The organism is Gluconobacter japonicus (genome assembly GCF_002723975.1).
GTDB classification, from domain to species: domain Bacteria; phylum Pseudomonadota; class Alphaproteobacteria; order Acetobacterales; family Acetobacteraceae; genus Gluconobacter; species Gluconobacter japonicus.
Map to the genome: position 1 here is coordinate 16,485 of NZ_BEWO01000014.1, position 21,384 is coordinate 37,868.

Consider the following 21,384-nt stretch of genomic DNA (forward strand, 5'->3'; position numbering starts at 1 on the left):
CGGGGAGCCTTCCTGACTTGGAGGACTGGCCATCCGGCGCTACAGAAGAGGCACAGTAAGAAAAGGATAGACCATGAGCGATACCCCTCCCGATCGTCTGTGCGCCAGCCCAGACAGCCCGTACTACAACGAAGACGTTCTGATGCGCGGTGTTGGTGTTCGTCTGAAGGGCGAAGAGAAGACCAATGTTGAGGAATATTGCATCAGCGAAGGTTGGGCTCGTCTGTCCGTAGGCAAGGCTGTTGACCGTAAGGGCCGCCCAATGACGCTGAAGGTCACCGGGCCGGTTGAAGCCTGGTTCAAGGACGACGCGAAAGACGCATGATGACGCAGGTCAGCCCACGCCGGATCATTATTGACACGGATCCGGGACAGGATGATGCCGTGGCGATTCTGCTGGCGCTGGCCTCGCCAGAATTGCAGGTGGACGCGATCACGACCGTCGCCGGTAACGTACCGCTTTCCCAGACGACCAAGAACGCCTGTGCCCTGCTTGAACTGGCAGGACGCGAGGAAGTCCCTGTCTATGCTGGAGCGGCACGCCCGCTTCACAAGGCGCCCATCAGTGCCGAGCATGTGCATGGGGAAACGGGAATGGGGGGGGCAAACCTGCCTGAACCCCGGCTTCGGGCGCGGGCGATTGATGCGGCGACGCATCTTGTCGATGTGCTTCGGAAAGAGCCCGCAGGCAGCATCACGCTTGTCTGTCTTGGCCCGATGACCAATCTGGCGCACGCCCTGACGCATGCCCCCGATATCGCGCCAAAAATTGCCCGTCTTGTCGCGATGGGCGGCGCGCAGCGGGAAGGCGGCAACATTACACCAACCGCCGAGTTCAATTTCTTCGTTGACCCTCATGCCGCGAAAATCGTGATGGCTGCGGGCATTCCCACGACGCTTCTGCCGCTGGACGTCACTCATCGCGCTATCGCCACACCACGCAGGCTTGCGCCGATTGCAGGCCTGAAAACGCCCGTGGGAGATATGGTGGTGCGGATGCTTGGAGCGGAAGATCGCTTCGAGAAGATGAAATACGGCTGGGAAGGCGGCGCTCTTCATGATCCACTGACGATTGGTTGGCTGCTGTGGCCAGACCTGTTCAGTGGTCGGGAGTGCAATGTTGAGATTGAGGTCGAGGCGCCTCTTTGCCTTGGGCAGAGTGTTGTTGACCTCTGGAAAGTAACCGATCGTCCGTCCAATGCGTTGTGGATTGATCACGTTGATTCCGACGCGTTTTATACCCGTCTGACGGAAAGACTGGCCCGTCTGACCTAGGGTTTCCTCATTGTCAGTCCCGTGACTTTGGAGCATCGAACATGGCAGACCCGACCCCACAGGATCGCTTCTCCGTTGTCATCGTCGGCGGTGGTGCCGCTGGTATCACGATTGCTGCACAGCTGAAGCGCCAGAGACCGAACCTCTCGGTAGCAATCATTGAACCCTCAACGACCCATGCTTATCAGCCGGGTTGGACGCTCGTTGGTGCAGGCGTCATGACGCTCGCGGAGACGCTACGCCAGGAAGGCGGTCTGATCCCGAAAGACGTTACCTGGCTTCGGGATAGTGCCGTGTCATTCGAGCCGGATGCAAACACTGTCACGCTGGCAAGCGGGCGTGTTGTTGAATATCGCCGCCTTGTTGTCTGCCCGGGTTTGCAACTGGACTGGGACAAGATCGAGGGTCTTCCCGAAACGCTTGGCCGTAATGGTGTGACGTCCAATTATTCGCGTGAAACCGCTGCTTACACCTGGGAGTGCATTCGCCACCTAGACGGCGGGAAGGCTCTGTTCACTCAGCCTCCGATGCCGATCAAATGCGCAGGCGCTCCCCAGAAGATCGTGTACCTTGCCAGCGATCACTGGCGTAAGGAAGGGTCACTCCACCGTACGGAAGTCGATTTCTCTATTGCGGGAGATGCCCTGTTCGGGGTGAGCTATTTTGTCCCGTCTCTTCAGCGCCAGATCGACTTTTATGGGATCAACCTTCACAAGAAGGAGAATCTCATCAAGGTCGATGGCGAGAAGCGGGAAGCGACCTTCCAGATTGTTGGAACAGATGAAACCGTTGTCCGCAAGTTCGACATGCTGCACGTCGTCCCGCCGCAGAGCGCCCCGGACTTTGTAAAGAAAAGCCCATTGGCCAATACGGGCGGCTGGCTGGATGTCGATCCTTCAAGTCTGCGTCATGTGAAATACGACACCGTGTTCGGGGCTGGAGATGTTCTGGGCACGAGCAATGCCAAAACGGCGGCCGCGGCCCGTGAACAGGCACCAGTCGTTGTGACAAACGTGCTCGCTTCGCTGGATGGTCGACCGCAAACAGGGGCTTACGATGGTTATGGCGCCTGCCCGCTGACGGTTGCTTACGGCAAGGTTGTGCTCGCAGAGTTCCTGTATGGTGGGAAGGTCGCCCCCAGTTTCCCATACGACCAGCGCAAGCCAAGCCGCTTTGCCTGGCTGCTGAAAACCGAGGTTTTTCCGCGGTTGTATTGGCAAGGAATGCTCAAAGGGCATGATGTGAAGGTCAAGCACAATGTCAAAGAAAGCCCCTGAACTTTAATAGGTGTAGAAACAAAAAAGGCCGGGAGAAAACTCCCGGCCTTTTTTGTTGTCTTTCTGGTCTGTTCAGAGGGTCACATTCACGCCGAAGTGGAACGAGCGAAGGATCAGGCCCTGCTGGCTCCATGCGGAATTGTACAGATAGGAACCATATGTCGCGAAGTCATACGGGGACTTGAAGCCAAGGAGGTTGTAAACGTTTGCGTACACGTTCCACCGGTCGTTGAACCGGTAGTTGACGGTCAGATCAACGTCCCAGAATGCCTTGGTGCGGCACTGGTTGGGCGTGAAAGCCTGCTGGATGGATCCAAAGCTGGAGCAGGTATTACGGGTTCCCGCGCCAGTTTGATCTTCAGCTACAGTTTTGTAACCGCTAGTGTAATAGACGGTCGGTGTAACCGCCAGTTTTTTGTAAATGAACGTGTTGGACCAGTTTGCGCGCCAGCGGGGCGTACCTGATGCTGAAACAGCACCAAAAGGACCAATTGTTCCAGCGTAATGCTGCACCTGGCCGTCTGGCGTTGTCAGATTAAAGCTGTGAACATACGTAGCGCTCCCAGTGCTGATCCAGCGCACATCATGCAGGACACCCGGCAGACGGGATGTTGCAGAAACCTTGAAATCTACACCATCTGTGACGACCTTATTGGTGTTCAGGTAGCCAAGGTTGATGAGTGCTGGACGTACCGGTGCGTCTGGGTGCTGTGCGTCGACAATTTCCGGAGTGACGCTGACGCCAGCTGGAAGAGCTTCACCGGCTAGATAGGCTTCAGCGACAGATGTCGTGCTAACCGGGTTGGGTGCAATATAATTCGACTTCTTAATGTAGTAGTAATCAAAGCTAAAGTTTAGCCAATTGGTTGGTTTGATGAGAGCGCCGCCTGTAAAGTTGGTGGCGATTTCCGGCTTCAAACGGGGATTGCCGCTGGCGTTCGTTCCAATGCTGTAAGACTGGGCATAGCTGTCTGGCGTGCCATTGGGGTTAAGATGCTGGTTGATCCAAGCCTGATTACGAGGCTGGTAAGTCGTGTAACCGACGTTGGAACCGCCCGTTTCCGCAAAGCTCGGAACGCGGAATCCACGAGAGAACGTGCCGCGCAGTGAGAACTGCTTGACGGGTGTGAAGATCAAGCCTGCTTTTGGTGTATAGTGGCTGAAGCCTTCCGAATAATGATCGTATCGACCAGCAATGTTGCCAGACAGCATTTTGTGGAACGGAAGGCCCACCTCGAAGAAGCCGGATTCAACCCAGCGGCTGCCCTGTGCATTGAACGGATTGATTGCACCCGTGTACTGCGCTGTTGGATCGGACGGATCGTAGGGGTTGGCGCTGGGGTCGTTAAGGGACTCGTAACGAACGTTGCCACCGATCGCGAGATCGACCGTTCCGCCGGGTAGTTTGAACAGGCCTTTGCTGAGCGACATTTCGCCAGAATATTCCTGCGTACGGGCGTTCATGACGTTTGGAGGTGCAATGGCTTTGCGAACGGCATTGGTATTTTTGGATGGATCAACGAAGTTGTAGGTGCCATTAGTGATGGCGTCCTGAATCCCGCGAATTGTCGGAACGCCTAGAATAGTCTGTTCAAGCGTTGTGTTCATACCGACGAAATTAACATCGTAATTCCAGTCAGAGCCCCAGTTAGAGGCAGCGGAACCATTGTAACGGGCGGCTCCGCGGAAGTTCTGGCTCAATTGGGTGTTCACGCGCTGAATATCGCTGAACATGCCAATAACCTGTGCCGCCTGACCTTGCGCTGCGAATGGGTTGTTTGGGTTAAGCGATCCGTCAGGCAGATACACGGGCAGAGGCGTGCTGAGGGTGTTCGCTGCACGAGCCTGAGACTGTACACGAATACTGACAGGTGTGCCGGTGTAAGTAGAAAGAGCCTGAGAATAGGTAAACATCGCGGTCAACTGGGAACGCGGTGTAACCTGCACAGTCGTATGAATTGTGGCGTTGATCCGGCGGAGAGACGGAGAGACCTGTGAATAATCACCAACAGCATTCTGGGTGCAAGCCTGACTGATGGATCCTGCCGGTGTTCCAGCCGCGTTTCCGGTGACCAGAGAGCCGAAAGAACCACATCCTGCAGCTGGGTTCAGAAGTTGATATGGTCCAATACCGCCACGACCACCATCACTCGGGCGGACGACTGTTGCGGGGGTGGCACCAAAATTCGAAATGGAGCCATCAGACCCAAGAACGTTGGTGTTTCCGTTCTCGCCACCGAGTTTGGTCAGGTCGCCGGTTTTATATGGATATCCAAGCTGGCGATTATAGAGGGCGTCATCCTGCTGATATTCGGAGTTGATATAGACGTTATAGCCATCCTGACGCAGATCACCGAAACCGTAGGTGGCATAAAGCTTCTGGTGCCCAGTGTCCCCACGCTGGGACAAACCACCTTCCGCATTGCCTTCAAACCCCTTGATTTCTTTGCGGGTCACATAGTTGATGACACCAGCAACCGCATCAGCACCGTAACGGGTTGCTGCGCCGTCTTCCAGGACATCCGTGGATTCCATGATGGATGACGGGATCCAGTTGGTATCAACGAAGTTACGCTGGCCGTCGTCAGACAATGGATAGTAGGACAGGCGCTGTCCATCCATCAGTACCAGCGTGGAATCTGAACTCAGACCACGAAGCGAAGGTGCAGAGGCACCGCCCGCAAAAGCGCCGTTCGCGGAGAAAGCGTTGGTCAGGCTACCCGCACCATTCGAAGACAGCGCCTGTAGTGCGTCTGTTACGTTGGCAAATCCACGCCGCGCCATATCCGCACGGCTGATATGTGTGATCGGCGACATGCTGTTGACGTTTGGATCATGTAGCAGGGAGCCGGTCACGGTGACGTGTTCGGAACGGACGGATTCGACCTGCTGCAGGTCTTTTTTCTGTACGCGCGTAATTGTCGAGGCTGCGGTGGCAGGAGTAGGGCTTGTTGCAGGAACTGTCGAAGCCGACTGCTGAACAGGAGCAGCAACTTTCGACGTACTCTTTTTTGTTGTGGAATGATGTTTGGCAGGAGCCTGCGCATTGGCCTCTGTAACTGGGATGGCACAATATGAGATGCCCGCCAGAAGTGTAATTTTCAGAAAACCTGTTGGTACGCTCCGGAAAATCCCGGTGCGGCCTTGCTTGGGTGGAGACGCTGACATGAGAAGCGGTTTCCTTGCGCGTAACGTTTCAATTGTATCTTCAGTTACAAAATTGAAAGAAAACGTCACTGATCCGCAATAGAAACAAACCCAATCAAGATCAAGAATTTCTGTATGTGTCATAATTGACACTATTGTTTCAAAGTATGTTTTTTAATAAATCTGTGTTTTATAAAGTGTAGTTCAATTCTTGTATGAAATGTTTTTATATATAGAAAATTTCTCATGGCATGGTGGTGGGAATTTTATCGATAGATTTTCAGGGAAGAGATTGAGAAAATTCACAGTGGATAGAACCAGCTTGTCGTAGTGAGGTATGGAATATTTTTTTGAGAAGGGATGTGTCGTTTCATTTGCCGCAACTGACATGATCGGAATAATTTTCTTTATGCAGGGGCAACTGTTTTCATCTGTTGAAGCGACAAAGAAGAATGTCGATTTTCTTCATGGTGCGATGCCCTCTCCAACACGTTGAACGTCTTGCATGCACAGGGAAAGTCCAGTGTTATCCGGCTTGTGTCAGAAGAAATTACACGCAAGCAGAGCCCGTTTAGGACTGTCGTTTCTAAGGCGGAGATTTTGATCTCGCTGGAGTGGATCAATAAGCAATCCAGACCAGCGTACGGTGTCCGGGAATGAAGTGAAATCCTGCCGAATAATTTTTGTTGCTGGATCGGTCATCTAGTCTATCACGCTGGCGCATGTCAAAAAATTGGAGCTACGCTGATATTTTTCGTGCGAAAGCTTTCTTAATGCGCGGTTTTGCGCTGAAGTCAGTGCTTTCAGTTCCAGATGCAATGTTGCCATAAAGGCTGTGCTTACGAGAAATCATAGTGTTGCATATCTATAATGCGTAGGTTGGGGATTTCATCCTATATCTTAAATATAGAGGAATTTTTCTTAGTATTGTTAATATTTATTATGGTCGAAGTATTATTTTGACGTAAGTCCGGAAAAAAATCCAGAAAATACCCATTCAATTGAATCGACAAGGTTTATCTACAGTCGGTGTCTCAGACGTTTGAATGACCATCAGAGTAACGGCATCGTCACCAACGTTGCCTGCAAAATGACCGATATGACCTTTTGAATCCTTACGGCTCATCTGGTCTTCTCCTAATGAAACATCGCCTGGTCCCATCTCGACACGTGTTCCATCCATCGCCGTAACGTACCAGGTTCCTTTGAGAGGAATGATCCACTGGACTTTTGGATCCGGGTGCCAGCTTCCATCCCAATGCGCAGGTTGTACGGTAGAGATGACCTGTGCCTGCTCTTCTTTGAGGCGATCCTGCCACTGTGGGCCAGCAGGCTTGGACATGGTTTTCAGGATATAGTTGTGGAATGGACAGCGCGTCATGTGGCTGATGCCGTTATGGTCCGTCCAGTTGTGCCAATAATAAGTTGTTGGAGGTTCCGGGTCAGCCGCCAGTGCTTCGTGGGCATAGGTGACAAGTGCAAAGGTAACGGTGAGGGAAAGCAGAAAGCGGCGCATAGCTTATACATCCTCATGGCGTGGAGGGGGCTGATACCGTTTGGTTGGCGCGATATCGTCGAAGCGCTCTCGACTTGGAGTGGAAAGAAGCTCGATAATCATGCCCCACGGAGTGCGGCCGTAGCAGAACATGTTTCCCGGACCAGCCTCGAGGGACGGTTGACCTTGCGGTTCGGTAAGCAGCTCACCGCCGGCTTTTATGAAGCGGGCGCAGGCGGCATGGATGTCATCGACGTAAACCGCGAAATGTTGAAGGCCGAAATCACAGGCACGAAGCGCTGTGTGTTGATCTGGACCGTGCATTTCGAACAGTTCGATACCAGGCCCGTGACCGAGGGACATCATGCACATTTCCCAGACGACCGTACCTTGCGGGAGACCAAGAATTGCTTCTGTACGTGAGCCTTGTTGAGGGAAGGCGGAGGTAACGTTGCGATAGAGTGCAACCGCCCCAAAAGCTGCCTCCAGAAATGTGATGGCAACGTTGATGTCCGGGACGGTGACGCCCACGTGATCTATGCCTCGTGGAAGTCCCGAATGGTCAGGGTGCATGGAGAGATCCTTCGCTAAGAAAGGTCTCAACAGATGGAAGAGGGTCATGGTTTCCATGACCCTTGTGAGTTTATAACGGAGTGTTGCTATTCAGGCTTCGTCGATGGAGCGCTTGGGCAACAGGGCTGGCACGAAGAAAAGGGTGCAGACCAGGGTGCATCCTAAAGACATTAGCAACAAGCGACCCATACTGGCCGTACCCGGGTGGGCTGAAGTTGCCAAAGATCCGAACGCTGTTGCGGTGGTTAAGGCTGAGAACAGGACGGCACGTGCTGTTGGGGACGTCAGCGGACCTTTGATCCCTTCACGCCAGTTCATCACGAAGTAAATGTTGAACGACACCCCGACGCCCAGAAGGAGCGGTAGGGCAATGATGTTTGCGTAGTTCAGTGTTTCAGGAACTGTGACGATCAGAATGACGGTTAGCAGCGCGGAAAGCAGAAGGGGTGCCATGACCAGGGCTGCATCCAGAATGCGGCGCAGGACAACCAGCAGGATGATGCTGATCATAATGAGCGCGGAAATAGCAGCCACAGTGAACGCATGAACGATCGTATTGGCGCTCTCTGTAATCTCCATGGCCGGACCACTGATATCAGGATTGACCGAACGCAGTTGGGATACGAACTGGTGCATCACAGGGGTTTCAGAGATCTGTCCCTTCGGGTGAATGGTCAGGCGCTGGCGACCATCAGGGAGGGCATAATCCTTGCGAATGTCTGCGGGGATGTTGTCGATTGTGATCGCCTGAGGCTGCAAGGCAGTACGCAGCATGGAAAGCTGGTCAGGCAGGAAGCGCGTCAGGGCGTGGCTGGCGTTGATCAGTGTGGCATCCGGCGCAGTTGAGAGTGTTGTGAGTGCCTGACGGATCTTTTCCAGCGGCGCGGGAAGCTGTGCTTTGACGTCATTCAGTTTGACGGCGGCAGCCAAGGCAGCAGCACGAATGGCGGCGGCATCCGGTTCTGGCGCTGGGGTTTGAACTGTGATGGTGGGCAGCAGGATAGAAGCTGTATCCTCAATCATGGCCAGTTTGTCGGTCTGGTCATCAGGGACCAGAGCTCCTAGCCACAGGACATCATGCACGCTGGGCAGTTTTGAAAAGGCTGCGGCATTTTTTGCAGCGTCCTGAAGGTTCGAAACCAGAAGTTGTGCGAAGTACGGCGTAGTGATCGGGTTATCTTCAAGAAGGTGAAGTGCGTGCATCCCCTCAGTATTGGGGTTCTTTGTGTGCAGAGGGTCTGCATCAAACTTCAGAAGTGGCATGAGCGCGACACCAACGACACCAAGAAGCGCGAAGACACCGACAACTTTCTTGCGTTTGTGACGCAGAAGATGATCGACAGGCGCCATGAACGTGAAACCTGGCTCCCCGGCACCAAGCTTTGCCCGGAAAAGTGAAAGGAGCGCCGGGAGGAGTGTCATGGTGCAGAAGAACGCGATCAGCATCCCAAACCCGGCAATCAGACCGAGTTGTGCAACACCGATAAAGCTTGTTGGTGTGAAGGCGAGAAAGCCTGCCGCAGTTGCCAGCGAGGCTACGAGAATCTGGGCCCCACTTTCACGCCCGGTAAGAACAATCGCGTCGTGGAGGGTGGGCATTGTGCCGTCATCATGACGTTGCCCACGAAAGCGAACGCAATACTGAATGGCAAAATCCACAGCGATGCCGACGAACAGGATCGCGAAGGCGACAGAAATGAGGTTCAGTTCCTTCACCGTCAGAGCCGCAAAGCCTGTTGTGAGGAGAAGACCGGAAATCAACGTGAGCAGGATCGGAACAATGACGCGGATCGAGTGAACAGCCAAAATCAGCCAAAGTGCGACCAGAACCAGTGAAATCACCAGTCCCAGAACCATGCCGTGCGCAACGGTCGAGAATTCCTCGTCGTTCAGTTTGACTTCGCCTGTAATGGTGCCTGAGGCCTGCCCGGACTTCACGAATTCGAGGTTGTCGATAGCCCGACGCATGGCAGTGGTTGCGCCCTGTCCGGGCTGAAGAGAGCTATAATCTAGCTTCGGCTTTGTAACGACGAATTCGTACCGGCTGCCCAATTCAGCCAGTCGTCCAACCAGAAGATTTTGCCAGGAAAGATCTTGCGGATGGTCTGCTGCGGCTTGCGTCAGGGATTCTGCAAATCCATCCAGAGCGCCATTAAAGCCGCTGGGAATACCCTGACCTGCCTTGATGCCGTCTCCGATCAGGCCCAAAGCACCGAATAGTCCCCGGGCTGATGGATCTGCGGCCAACGTTCCAAGAAAAGGTTGGGCAGAGACGATGGAGTCAAGCAGAGGCTCCAGATCTTTCTTGTCCAGGAATAGAAAGCCATGGCTGTTGTAGAAGGGGTTATCACCCGGAAGGCTGACCAGCTCAAAATGGTCATGATCCTTACCCAGTTCGGCTGCGAGTGCCCGAGCGGTGGCTCTGCCTTGTTCCGGAATATGGCTGTCGATGATGGCAACCAGCTGATTGTCATCCTGCGGGAAGAGACGATTCATTTCGTCCGTCCGCTGTTTCCAGGGCAAACTGCTGGCAAACATCTTGCCGGTGTCAGTTGTTACACTGAGGCGCGTGATACTTAGTGCGACACATCCCGCACAGAGAAGCGCAAACAGAACCACCACCAGTGGCGCACGACGTGCACAGGCGGCATTCAGCCGGCCGATCAGATCCGAAAACATGGGGCCTACCCTTAACAGAACGGGCAGCATTTCCCTACCCCAACCTGACATTTCCGCCATCATGAGGCACAATGACGGCCATGACGTGGACTCTCGATGGCATGGCTGAACATGAAAGCGTAATCAAGGGAAGTACTTTCCTTGCGCGCGCTGCTCCCGTGCCTGATGAAACAGCGGCTCTGGCGTTCTTCAACGACGTTGCGGTGCCGGATGCTACACACAATTGCTGGGCTTTTCGGACCGGACAGCGTTATCGCACGAGCGATGATGGAGAACCTTCCGGCACGGCAGGACGTCCGATCCTGTCTGCCATTGAGGGGCAGGATTTCGACAACGTGATGATCGTTGTGACGCGTTGGTTCGGGGGGGTGAAACTTGGGGCGGGGGGACTGGTGCGGGCGTATGGAGGCGCGGCGGCGGCCTGTTTGCGTGAAGCCGCGAAAATAGAGCGGATTGAAACGTTACCTCTGCGGTTTCATTGTCCTTTTTCGGTCTATGCTCAGGTTGAAGCCAAGTTGCCGGGATGGCGTGCTGAAAAGACCCTTTGCGATTTCGATGCGGAGGGCGCCTGGCTAACGCTTGCCGTTCCGGTTGAGGATGCAGATACGGTGACGGATTATCTTCGGGACCTGACGCGCGGGCAGATGACCATTAGTCGGTTGGACTAATAATAACGATATAAAAAAGTTATAAATAAAATCATACTTTACACAATGTGCAATATGAGGCTCACTCATTGTTCTGGTTCATTTTCGCCGATCCGTGGGTCTCAATGGTCTTTTCTGTTCCTCGTTACCGTCAGGAAAGGCGTCTTTCTGTCAGCCTGTTCGTTTTGGTCGCAGGGCTTGGGAGTCAGGCACACGCTCAGACGGCTATTCTGAAACCCAACCCATTGGAGCAGCCGCCTGCCGATGAGGAATGGATCAAGGTTCCATCAACCGAACGGCCAATCATTCAGGATTATCCTCATGCTGGTGTCGTGGGGCAGCCTCGCCGGATCACGGCAAAGCAGAATCGTGCCCCAAACGGTCATCAGGGTCCTTGGGGCGATTTCAACTACGGAAACGGTGAAGCAGCAGGCTTTGGCCCGGTTGGTCGCTACGGTGCGGCGGCTTGGGCAGAGGACTGGAGTTACCTGCGGGACAAGAGCAAACGCACAGATTTTTTCGATCCCCTGAAATTCATCGCGCTGAATAACAGCCGCACCATTTGGCTAACTCTGTCTGGAGAGTCGCGTCTGAGAAACTGGTATGAGGAGGACCCATTTCTAGGGCGAAGCGGCAAGGCGAAGTCAGGACGTTTTGGTGTCCGTAATCTTTTGGGGGCCGATCTTCATTTAGGTCAGCATGTGCGACTTTTCGGACAACTTATCAACGCGGATGCTGGCGGCTGGCGAGGATATGGGTATGGCTCGACCTATCGGAAGAGATTAGATCTGCAACAGGGCTTTATCGAACTAAAAGGTAAAGTCGCTGGGGCACAAAGCGGATTTATGTTCGGGCGCCAGCAATTTCTCGATGCTCCGTCTTACATGCTTTATAATCGTGAAACGCCGAATGTTCCGCTGTCATGGAATGGAGGTCGGTTTTATGCGCTTTGGCCCCGTATTCGTGTAGACGCGTACGATTTTGTCCAGACCAAAACTGATAGCCGTCTGATGTTCCACAATACGGAAGATTACGGAACGCGACTTTATGGTGGCAATACCACGATAATTGTTCCGTCCTTTTCGGTTGGCGGGGAAAAGGTGCACTCCTTCCTGGATCTGTTCTATATCCGCTATCGCTATAGCAGCGGACTATCTGCCGTGCCGACGGCTTCTCGTGTTCTCAAGGGAACATCGTCCCGAGGTAATCTGGGGTTTCGCTGGTACGGTACATCGGCTTCAGTCGAATATTCGGTAGGCGCGCTTTATCAGAGCGGTACATTTCAGTACGCAGGCACTGAACGGAAAAGCAGTGTGCGGGCCTGGGCCGTGAATACGATTGTGGGATACCGCCATACGCCATCACCGTTGCACCCTTTTCTGGGGATGCAGGCGGATGTGTATTCCGGTGGGGCAGACGGTCAGAACGGCACAATTCATACGTATATGGCACCGTTTAATCCACAGACGAACTATCTGGACACGACAACCTATGTTTCGCCATCCAATCTGGTGAGCCTTTCGCCTGTTGTGAGCATCACGCCATGGAAAGGCTTCGCGTCTCTACGGTTGAAAGCGCCTTTCATGTGGCGGCAAAATGCAAATGGAGCCATCTGGAGTTCGTCTGGTCCCTACACATTCGCCCGGTCTTATCGGGGAGGGTATGTGGGCGTTGTGCCGCAGGCTTCTCTGATATTACAGCTCAACCATCACCTGACGTGGCAGGTTTATGGTGCGCGGTTCATGGCGTCGAAAAGTCTGCGGGGAGCGGGCGCACAGAGTGGCAGTTACGCGCAGTCCAATGTGACGTTCAGGTTTTAAAAGAAAATCAGTTCAGAACCGTTTTGGACGTATCTTCTGGAAGAGGACTCACGTCCTCCATAACAGGAGGAAAAATATCTTCCAGCAAGGTCTGAATGGCAGCATCCGAAAAGCGTTCGCGTAGCAACTTCCGGGCCGCTGTAACCTGTGCTCTTGCTGCCGCGGGTTTCAGGAATTCTACAGTTTTTTGGGCGAAGTCCTCGGCTGTCTCAGCAATTGCTTTCCGCCATACAGGATCATTGCTGTCAACCAATCCCTCGGCTGCGATGGGTGTCATAACGATTGGCAGGCCCGCAGACCATGCTTCCAGAACCTTACCCTTGATGCCTGCGCCGTAGCGGAGAGGGGCGACACAAAGAGAGACATCTTTCAAAGCCTGCTCAAGACACGAAACATGCCCGACGATTTCTACGCCCTCCTCCGCCAGCATATGGACGGCATGGGGCATGGCGCTGCCAATCAGACGGCAGACAAGGTCCGGGACGTGCTTTTTCAGCCTAGGGAGAATGTCCAGCACCAGCCATTTGGCTGCATCCGTATTGGGGGCATGACCAAAATGCGCGACGAATGCGATAATCGGTTTTAGTGTTTTCTGACGAGGCCGAGGTCTGACAGGGACGATCCAAGGCACGACATGTACATCTGCGGTGGGCACGACCCGCTCCAGCAACTCGGCTTCGACGGGTGAATGCGCCAGAACATGATCCGAAATCCAGGCACACATGTTTTCGCGCACTTCGATATGCGTGGCGGCACGGTCAAGTTCCGGTCGATGCTCAACATTGGCCTGTCGGCGCAGACGCAGTGAGGCCAGATCTGCGATGCTCCAGATTAGCGTGGCTGTTGGGGCAAAGGCGCGTGTCAGGGCTGCGTAGCTCTCGGCGTTGTTCAGCCGATGCAGATAAACGATATCCAGTCCTGTCCCGAGGTGCTTGAGAGCTTCTTCCGGTCCAGTGAAGACAGGCGGCATGAGGCAGGTAATCCCCAATGCTGCCAGCCGGGTCTGATCCTGTTCTGAGGGCGGCTGCCGAGAGGCTATGAAGCTACAGTCATAGCCCAGAGCCTGCGCTGCCCGGATATGAGACAGCAACGCGACAGACCCTGCATCAAATGTCGGATCAGGGACGCGGTCATCAACGAAAAGAGCACAGGGTGCGACAGGTCTGGCCGTTTCCTGACGACGTGTAGCCCGCTGTTTGAGGCCTCTCTGTTTGAGGCTGACAATATCAGCCCCGCTTTCACTGCGGAGTGTATCAGCCGTAGATGTCAGAAAAGACAAGGCGTCACTGCGGGCCTGATCCGTTGTGAGGCTCTGCATCAGTGCGGAGAAATGACGTTTGAAGGAGTCATCCAGAGCTTGGGATCGGGGAATATGGATCGGATCGCCAAACCGTTCCTGACCATGGAACAGTTGAATATCGTGGTCCTTGAGTGGGTCCAGTGGAGCACTGAAAACATAGTCAAAGCCGTAGCGTCCTGATCCCAGGCCGGTTTCTCGTAGATCCCGCCGAAACTGATTGGCTGGGAAACGGGCGATGGGGTTTCCATCAATGAGGGCTGTCAGCCAGACTGTACGTTCCGTGTTGAGTTCATCACGCACCCAGCCCGCGATGTGCAACCGATCGGCTTTGTCTACGGATCCCGAAAGAACACTGGGGAGTGGTTCAATATAAAACGGCGATCCGTTGACTGGCCGGTCAAGAAGGGACTCCAGAATTTCTATCAGGCATCCTTCATGGGGCAGTGGCTCCGGCCATACACATTCGAAAGCGCACTTGCCCTCTCTTGGGAGGCCAGTCAGATCGGCACGGAACGTATCTGCGTCGATGTCATCAACAAGCCGCCCGTCCATCAGGATATGAAGACGCACCGGGTGGTCTGTTGCTTCCAGATCGACAACCCATCCCGCGACGCGTTCCCGGTCGCAGACATCAATGTAACCGACCAGAGGTTTCGGCACAGTTCCAGCTTATCCTTTGTTTTTCAGGCGGCTTTCTCAGAGAGAGCCTGCTGGGCGTAGTCCTTCAGGCGTTGATGAATGCGGGCCAACTCTTCCCCATCTTCCAGGCGTGGCGCGCAATACTGTGCAGGCACAACGGGGGCATCCGGGTAGAGTTCGCTGTATTCGTGAGCGTTGTGAAACATTCCACGTGAACCGTCATCTATAAAACTTTCCGAAGGCGCGCCTTCGGCCAGCAGAATGTCGTGGGTCTCCAATTCAATATGAATGTAGCTGATCTGATCGGGTTTTTCGATCTGGATGATGGATAGCCCATTGACCAGATGCAGCGCTGGAATGAGGTAGCCGTCTACGAACATGGCATGCAGGGGGGAAACAGTCAGATCCCGACGCGGAAGAGTGTTTCCTAGAGAGCCCTTTCGGAGCAGGATTGGCAGGACATCTCTGTTTCCGTAGGCGAAGATTGGATCATAAGCACGTCGTCCAATCCATCGGATCGGGCGAATCTCTCCTGATGCTGTCTGGACCCGTGTTCCGACCTGGAGGTTTTCAACAGGGATTTCTCCCTCTTCGGTTGCGATCAGCGTTCCCGGACAGTAGCAGGGAGTGCCAAACCCCATTTCGAATGCATTTCCTGAGGCTGCGCGGGTAAAGTACAGAGGAGAGGTGAAATCTCCCTGAATTTGGACTTCTCGGAGAACGGATCCAGCAGACAGGACATCCAGAATCGCTGTGCCTGAGGTTTCACTGCTTTTCGAAACAATAGCGGCGCTTATGGTGTTGTTAGAGTTATCGATCCCAGCAAAAATAAAGGCTGCACCACTTTGGACGGAAATTGGATCTGTTATTGTGGTGCCAGTAGAGAGTTCAATGACGCCTCCGCTACTGACGGAGATCTCTGAAAGTGTGCTGCCCGTTTCTGCCAAAAGCAGACCACCACTTGAAATGACAACATGACTGGCCACTCCTGTAACGTCTAGAAGGCCGTCCGAAAGAATAGTCACGTCGAGTGTCGTGCCCGTGACAAATTGTGCGCCCTGAATATGAACCGGTGTTGCAGTTAAATTTTCGTAAAAAGAACTTTTCAGGTCGAAGTCTTCTGTTGTTCCGCTGAGGGTTGTATCTTTTGCTATTCCTCCATCTTTAATAATAGATACCCCGCCACTCTGAACATGAGTACCGCTTGCCAAACCTCCACTCTCAACAGTTTGAAGTGCTGAGACAGTTTCCAGAAAATATTGTGCGCCTGTCCCAGGTGTAAATGTTGTTGCATCACCTGTTAGTGTGGTATTAAATACTTTTCCACCATTTTTCACTATTTGAAAAGAAAGAGCCTCATTCGGATTTATAAATCCGTAGTAAGTATAAAATTCTGATTTAAGATCTGTATTAAACGCCTCGCCACCAGATTGTATAATTTGTGTTCCAGAAATTTTATACCAATCGTCGTTACCGAAAGCTAACTGGTGTTCTCCAGTAACGAGTGTATTTATGGCAGTTCCGCCTACATACTGAGTAATACCAGAGGCGGTGATGCCAGAGAGTGTCGTCCCAGCAGGAATTTCAGTTGGGTTGGTATCGCTTCCCGAGCTTTGGAGAGTGCCGCCCGCGAAGACCGTAAGGCTATTAATAGTAGTGGAATCATTAGAAGATATCGACATGAGAATTCCTTGTTGTGTGAGAAGGAACAGTCGACAGGTCAGCTTCGGAATTGCTGCATGCCAGAAGATAAGTGTCTTCCGGATTGTTAAATCATAATTATCTTTGTTTAGTTCGGTAATAATTCGTTAAATTTAGAAAATTTTACGTTTGTTTATTGGGAACTTTTCTTGTCTTCTGTCAGCATTTCTACAAGGTCAGTCAGGTGACCGATTTCATGTAGTCGAAGGCCTGTAGGCGGTTTCACGCGTGCGGAGGCGGTCGATACTCGCCTTGGAAGAATCGCTTCGCCAAAACCAAGTTTGGCTACTTCTTTCAGTCTCAAATCAGCCTGGCTGACCTGTCGGATCTCGCCAGAGAGTCCGACCTCACCAAAATAAGCTGCTGTCGATGAGGTCGGTTGCCCAGTTGCGGCGGAAATCAGCGCAGCGGCAACAGCCATATCCGCTGCGGGTTCATTGACGCGCAGGCCACCTGCAACATTCAGGTGAACATCCATGTTGGCTAACTTCAGGCCGCATCGTGCATCCAGAACGGCCAGAAGCATATTGAGCCGGGGTGTGTCCCATCCCACGACGGCACGGCGAGGAGCGCCATCACCGGCTTTGGGAGACAGCAGCGCCTGAACTTCCAGAAGAACCGGCCGTGTCCCTTCCAGTCCGGCAAAAACGGCAGAGCCAGCGATATTGCCCCGTCGCTCTGCAAGAAACAGGGCAGAAGGATTGGGAACCTGCGTCAGGCCGGTGTCCGTCATGGCGAAGACGCCGATTTCGTCCGTTGCGCCAAAACGGTTCTTGGCGGCACGCAGGATACGGAACTGATGCCCACGGTCGCCTTCGAAATACATGACCGCATCAACCATGTGTTCCAGAACGCGCGGGCCAGCGAGAGACCCTTCCTTCGTGACATGTCCGATCAGGATCAGAGCAAAACCAAGTGTCTTTGCAAGCCGGATCAGTTCAAAGGCGCTCGCGCGAACTTGCGCGACAGAGCCGGGTGAACTCTCCACGCTCTCAAGCCACATGGTCTGGATGGAATCGATGACGACGACCGTGTGAGAGCGATCGTTTTCCAGTGACCCTACAATATCCCCAACATTGATGGAGGCTGCGAGATCCAGTGAGTCCAACGTTTTACTATCTTTGGCCAGCTCCAGTCTTTGCGCGCGAATGCGGATCTGATCCACGGATTCTTCGCCCGAGACATACAGAACCTTGTGGCCGCTTCGGGCTAGGGCGCAGGTTGTCTGGAGCATCAAGGTGGATTTGCCGATCCCCGGATCACCACCGACCAGAACGACGGACGCTGGCACAAGGCCACCACCAAGAACACGATCCAGCTCTGCAATGCTTGTCGTAATGCGCGGCGGAGGCTTGGCCTCCCCGTCGAGCCTGACTGTCTGAAGTCGGCCGGAACTCAGTTTTCCGGTTTTGCGCGCGGTTGGTTCAGTGGCCTCTTCAACCAGCGTGTTCCATTCCCCGCAGGCTTCGCACTTCCCGGCCCACTTGGAGTAAACAGCTCCGCAGGACTGGCAGACAAAACGTGCTGTAGGTTTCTTGGCCAAGGGATGTCTCGCTGGATGGGGGCGGGATGCCTTCCCGATATAGGGAGTGTTCCCGTTATGATCCAGTCAGCGGGGGCGTTAATCGTCCGAGCGGATGATGAGTCTTGCCATGATCCGGGCTGCCGTGACGATCAGCAGCAGCATCAGCGCTTGGATGAGCAGGTTCTGGGTCTTGGGCGGATGCATGAACAGGATGAACAGCATCGGCAGCGCGATAAGATAGGTCAGACCAAGGCGCTGCCAGACTTTTTTGGAAATCGGTGGACGGCGGAACGTGTTCACTTGCGCAGTTCCATGGTGATTGGCCCTTCGCGGCGGCCGTGGGTGAACTGATCCACCATGGCATTGCCAGAGTGCATCAGGTCCGCTGCCAGTCCCTGCCAGACCAGCTTGCCGTGATAGAGCATGGCCGCCTTGTTTCCGATGCGCTGGGCGGAGGCCATGTCATGCGTAATGGCAATGGCTGTCGAGCCGAGCTTCTGCACGCAATCCACGATCAGGCCATCAATGACGGCCCCCATAATGGGATCAAGACCGGTCGTTGGTTCGTCAAAGAACAGAATATTCGGCTGGCCGGCGATGGCGCGCGCCAGCCCAACACGCTTTTGCATGCCCCCGGAAAGTTCGGACGGGCTGAGTTGGCCGACAGACGGGTCGAGACCCACCTGCTGAAGGATGCCTCCTGCCAGTTCACGTGCCTTGGCGCGGGACGGGACTGGGCCATCACGATCGGAATGCTTGGCGCGCAAACCAAAGGCGATGTTGTCGGCCACGCTCATGCTGTCGAAGAGGGCGGCATTCTGGAACAGCATGCCGATCTGTCGGCGAATGGCTTCCTGTCGGCTGCGAGACGCAGTGAGGATGTTTTCGCCATCGATCTCGATCGTGCCGGCATCCGGTTGGATCAGGCCAAGAATGCAGCGCAGAAGGACGGATTTTCCGGAACCTGAGCCTCCAATGATGACCATCGAGGTGCCGGTTTCGACGTCGAGGTCGATCCCATCAAGCACGACCTTGGAGCCGAAAGCCTTCGAGAGGCCGCGGATGCGGATTTTTGGTGTGCTCATTGGGAGAAAAACAGATCTGTCAGGAGATAATCGAAGAGTAGAAGCAGGATGGAGGCTCCTACCACCGCAGCGGTCGTTGCAGAGCCGACGCCTTCTGCGCCTCCACGGCTGTTATAGCCATGATAGCAGCCCAGCAGGGCGATCAGGAAACCGAAGACGGCGGCTTTGACCAGTCCCACGACAACGTCGATGGTTTTTAGCGAGTCCAACGTGGCTGTGATGTAGGTAGAAGGCGAGAATCCGAGCTTTGCCACCGAGACGGTGAAACCGCCCAGGACACCCAAAACGTCCGCCACGATGACGAGGCAGGGCAGTGCTATCGTTCCGGCGAGCAGACGGGGTGTCACCAGATATTTCATGGGGTTTGTCGAAAGCGTCGTGAGTGCGTCGATCTGGTCTGTGACGCGCATAGTGCCGATCTGGGCAGACATGGCCGCGCCAACACGCCCGGCGACCATCAGGCCTGCCAGAACGGGACCAAGCTCACGGGTGACAGCCAGCACTACAATTCCGGCAATCGCGCTCTGCACATGGTACTGCCCGAAGCCAACATAGGACTGTAGGGCGATGACCGCTCCCGAGAACAGGGCCGTCAGCGCAACGACCGGCAGGGAGAAAAATCCCGTTTCGATCAGCGTGGATAGGAAGATGCGCCAGTAGAACGGCGGTCGCACCAGATGCGACAACGCCTCCAGCGCAAACATGGCAAGAGCGCCCGACTGGCGGACGAGTCCGAGGACGGCACGGCCAAGGGCCGCTATGGGATCAAGAACGGCATTCACCCTTCTGCCCCTACCCTGACCAACCGCCTACGTCAAAGTCTGTCTTGTTCAAGCCGACCGCTCCAGGTCCCGGAACTGCCGTTCCAGAGCAAAATCCGGAGACGTGACGAACTGTTCCATTCGCGCGAGCCTTGGTTCGAGGCGCGCGAGCCGGTCGTTCAGGCGGATCAGCGCCGGGCTGAGGGTTACAGTATCTGGAGTAGCAGGACCTGCCTGGCTGGCATGACGCTGCTTCTGTTCACGAGCGGTGTGAATGATCTCTTGATAGAGATCTACGGCTCGGCGGGTATAATGAACATGGGGCGCCTCGACGGGTGTATGGGCTTCTTCGCCGCGCCGTTCCCGCATCCGTGCTTCCCAGTTGCGAACGAACGAGGCGTAACCTTCGGCAGCATTGGTCCAGAGAGTTGCGAAAAACGACTGGCCGGTGCGTTCGCGATAGCGCCGCGCATGGCGCAGGATCAGCCCGATAATGACCAGTGTGAGGATCAGCCGCAGAAGGCTGTGATGGTGGGACGAGTGAGTGTTCAGAATGATCGGGGAGTGGCTGAGATCCGTATTTTCCAGTCTGCTTCCGACACTGGCCAGAACATCTCTGGCAATAGCGTTTCCATCTATCCTGTTCGGCGTTTCGATGCGTGCGCCGGCATCTGTCTGAATATTCAGGCTGCCGCTACCGTAATGTGTTTGGGACAGGGTTTCCGAGACATGATCGACCGTAACGTTCCCGCTTCCGTAAAGGGCTACATGCGCAGTCTTTGCATGGACATGAGCCGTGATATCTGACGAACCCATATCGCGGATCGAGAGAGCGTCAACCCAGCCGCTTTTTATGAGCAAGTCGCCGCTGGATGTGGCTGAGAGGTCGGTCTTGGGAGAGCTTAGCGATCCGATCGAAAGGTCGCCATTAGAGAAATTCTGGATTTTTACAGTGCCGACGAGGGTGTTGATCGAGACATTTCCCGATCCGGTCATCCGGAGTGAGACGTCGCGCGCCTGTTCGATCTCAACGTCACCATTTGCTGTGAAGCCCCGGATGTTTCCCAGAAGACCTGTGGCTGTGATCTGCGTTTCATTGCCCCGAAAGCTCAGACTTGTTCCCTCTGGAACCTGAATGTCTGCACTTCCCTCCGTATTGCAGGACTGATCTTTGAGACTGAGTTCCAGAGTGTCATGACCTGTGCTGGTCAGAACAGCGTTTCCGCTCAGGACGGAAGGTGTAAGGCCCGTGCGGATATGAAGGTCCGTGAGGCAACTGGGTGCGAGATCCAGAGAGGGGCCGGATGACGGCGCACTGTTGGCGGGTGGTGCTGGCGGGCTGGGAGGCGCAGGTGGCTCGGGAAGGGTCTGTGCCAGAGCGGAAGCCGTGAAGGTTATTGTCAGGGCAAAAGCCGCGCCCCCCTGGCTGAGGCGGAGCAGGAAAGGGGTTCCGGCCATTT

General features: G+C 54.4%; 16 protein-coding genes. 5 read left to right on the forward strand and 11 right to left on the reverse strand.

Annotated features, from left to right (window positions below):
- The first annotated feature begins 73 nt into the window (after positions 1-73).
- The 3 genes from GJA01_RS10275 to GJA01_RS10285 are packed head-to-tail and all read left to right on the forward strand — an operon-like array spanning position 74 to position 2,552.
- On the forward strand, positions 74-325 hold the full coding sequence (locus GJA01_RS10275) for a DUF3297 family protein (protein ID WP_062022112.1): 252 nt from the start codon (positions 74-76) through the stop codon (positions 323-325).
- Positions 322-1,275 (forward strand): nucleoside hydrolase, encoded by a 954-nt coding sequence (locus GJA01_RS10280; protein ID WP_010503074.1) that lies wholly within the window; start codon positions 322-324, stop codon positions 1,273-1,275. Before GJA01_RS10275 ends, GJA01_RS10280 begins: the two co-directional genes overlap by 4 nt.
- Before the next feature lie 41 nt (positions 1,276-1,316).
- On the forward strand, positions 1,317-2,552 hold the full coding sequence (locus tag GJA01_RS10285) for an NAD(P)/FAD-dependent oxidoreductase (RefSeq protein WP_062503803.1): 1,236 nt from the start codon (positions 1,317-1,319) through the stop codon (positions 2,550-2,552).
- A gap of 72 nt (positions 2,553-2,624) precedes the next feature.
- On the opposite strand, the gene GJA01_RS10290 is transcribed toward GJA01_RS10285, so the two are convergent.
- The 4 genes from GJA01_RS10290 to GJA01_RS10305 all read right to left on the reverse strand — a co-directional run bounded on the left by GJA01_RS10290 (position 2,625) and on the right by GJA01_RS10305 (position 10,446).
- The gene (locus GJA01_RS10290) at positions 2,625-5,720 is read right to left on the reverse strand and encodes a TonB-dependent receptor plug domain-containing protein (protein WP_253783276.1); all 3,096 of its coding nucleotides are present in this window, start codon (positions 5,718-5,720) and stop codon (positions 2,625-2,627) included.
- A 976-nt stretch (positions 5,721-6,696) separates the two neighbouring features.
- Positions 6,697-7,215 (reverse strand): cupin domain-containing protein, encoded by a 519-nt coding sequence (locus GJA01_RS10295; RefSeq protein ID WP_062503800.1) that lies wholly within the window; start codon positions 7,213-7,215, stop codon positions 6,697-6,699.
- 3 nt (positions 7,216-7,218) lie between these two features.
- Positions 7,219-7,767 carry a VOC family protein gene (locus GJA01_RS10300; RefSeq protein WP_062503798.1) on the reverse strand — a complete coding sequence of 183 codons (549 nt, stop codon included), beginning with the start codon at positions 7,765-7,767 and terminating at the stop codon, positions 7,219-7,221.
- 90 nt (positions 7,768-7,857) lie between these two features.
- Complete coding sequence (locus GJA01_RS10305) at positions 7,858-10,446, reverse strand: MMPL family transporter (RefSeq protein ID WP_062503796.1); 2,589 nt, start codon at positions 10,444-10,446, stop codon at positions 7,858-7,860.
- Positions 10,447-10,517: 71 nt separating this feature from the next.
- Between GJA01_RS10305 and GJA01_RS10310 the strand changes: the two genes are divergently transcribed.
- Together GJA01_RS10310 and GJA01_RS10315 are read left to right on the forward strand one after the other, a co-directional pair.
- The gene (locus GJA01_RS10310) at positions 10,518-11,114 is read left to right on the forward strand and encodes an IMPACT family protein (RefSeq protein WP_062503794.1); all 597 of its coding nucleotides are present in this window, start codon (positions 10,518-10,520) and stop codon (positions 11,112-11,114) included.
- Between the two features lie 104 nt (positions 11,115-11,218).
- Positions 11,219-12,913 carry an alginate export family protein gene (locus GJA01_RS10315; protein WP_062503837.1) on the forward strand — a complete coding sequence of 565 codons (1,695 nt, stop codon included), beginning with the start codon at positions 11,219-11,221 and terminating at the stop codon, positions 12,911-12,913.
- A 7-nt stretch (positions 12,914-12,920) separates the two neighbouring features.
- Here GJA01_RS10315 and GJA01_RS10320 read toward each other — a convergent pair whose 3' ends face one another.
- From GJA01_RS10320 to GJA01_RS10350, 7 genes are all read right to left on the reverse strand, one after another.
- Positions 12,921-14,873 (reverse strand): glycosyltransferase family 4 protein, encoded by a 1,953-nt coding sequence (locus GJA01_RS10320; RefSeq protein WP_062503792.1) that lies wholly within the window; start codon positions 14,871-14,873, stop codon positions 12,921-12,923.
- Between the two features lie 23 nt (positions 14,874-14,896).
- Positions 14,897-16,534 carry a Hint domain-containing protein gene (locus tag GJA01_RS10325; protein WP_082785259.1) on the reverse strand — a complete coding sequence of 546 codons (1,638 nt, stop codon included), beginning with the start codon at positions 16,532-16,534 and terminating at the stop codon, positions 14,897-14,899.
- A gap of 152 nt (positions 16,535-16,686) precedes the next feature.
- Complete coding sequence (radA, locus tag GJA01_RS10330; protein WP_062503790.1) at positions 16,687-18,096, reverse strand: DNA repair protein RadA; 1,410 nt, start codon at positions 18,094-18,096, stop codon at positions 16,687-16,689.
- Positions 18,097-18,174: 78 nt separating this feature from the next.
- Positions 18,175-18,378, reverse strand: a complete 204-nt coding sequence (locus GJA01_RS10335; protein ID WP_010503087.1) for a hypothetical protein — start codon at positions 18,376-18,378, stop codon at positions 18,175-18,177.
- Complete coding sequence (locus GJA01_RS10340; protein ID WP_023944225.1) at positions 18,375-19,163, reverse strand: ABC transporter ATP-binding protein; 789 nt, start codon at positions 19,161-19,163, stop codon at positions 18,375-18,377. The genes GJA01_RS10335 and GJA01_RS10340 overlap by 4 nt, the downstream gene beginning before the upstream one ends.
- The gene (locus GJA01_RS10345) at positions 19,160-19,945 is read right to left on the reverse strand and encodes an MlaE family ABC transporter permease (RefSeq protein ID WP_010503089.1); all 786 of its coding nucleotides are present in this window, start codon (positions 19,943-19,945) and stop codon (positions 19,160-19,162) included. Before GJA01_RS10345 ends, GJA01_RS10340 begins: the two co-directional genes overlap by 4 nt.
- A 48-nt stretch (positions 19,946-19,993) precedes the next feature.
- A complete protein-coding gene (locus GJA01_RS10350; RefSeq protein WP_062503788.1) occupies positions 19,994-21,382 on the reverse strand; it encodes a GIN domain-containing protein in 1,389 nt (462 codons plus the stop codon).
- Positions 21,383-21,384: the final 2 nt, after the last annotated feature.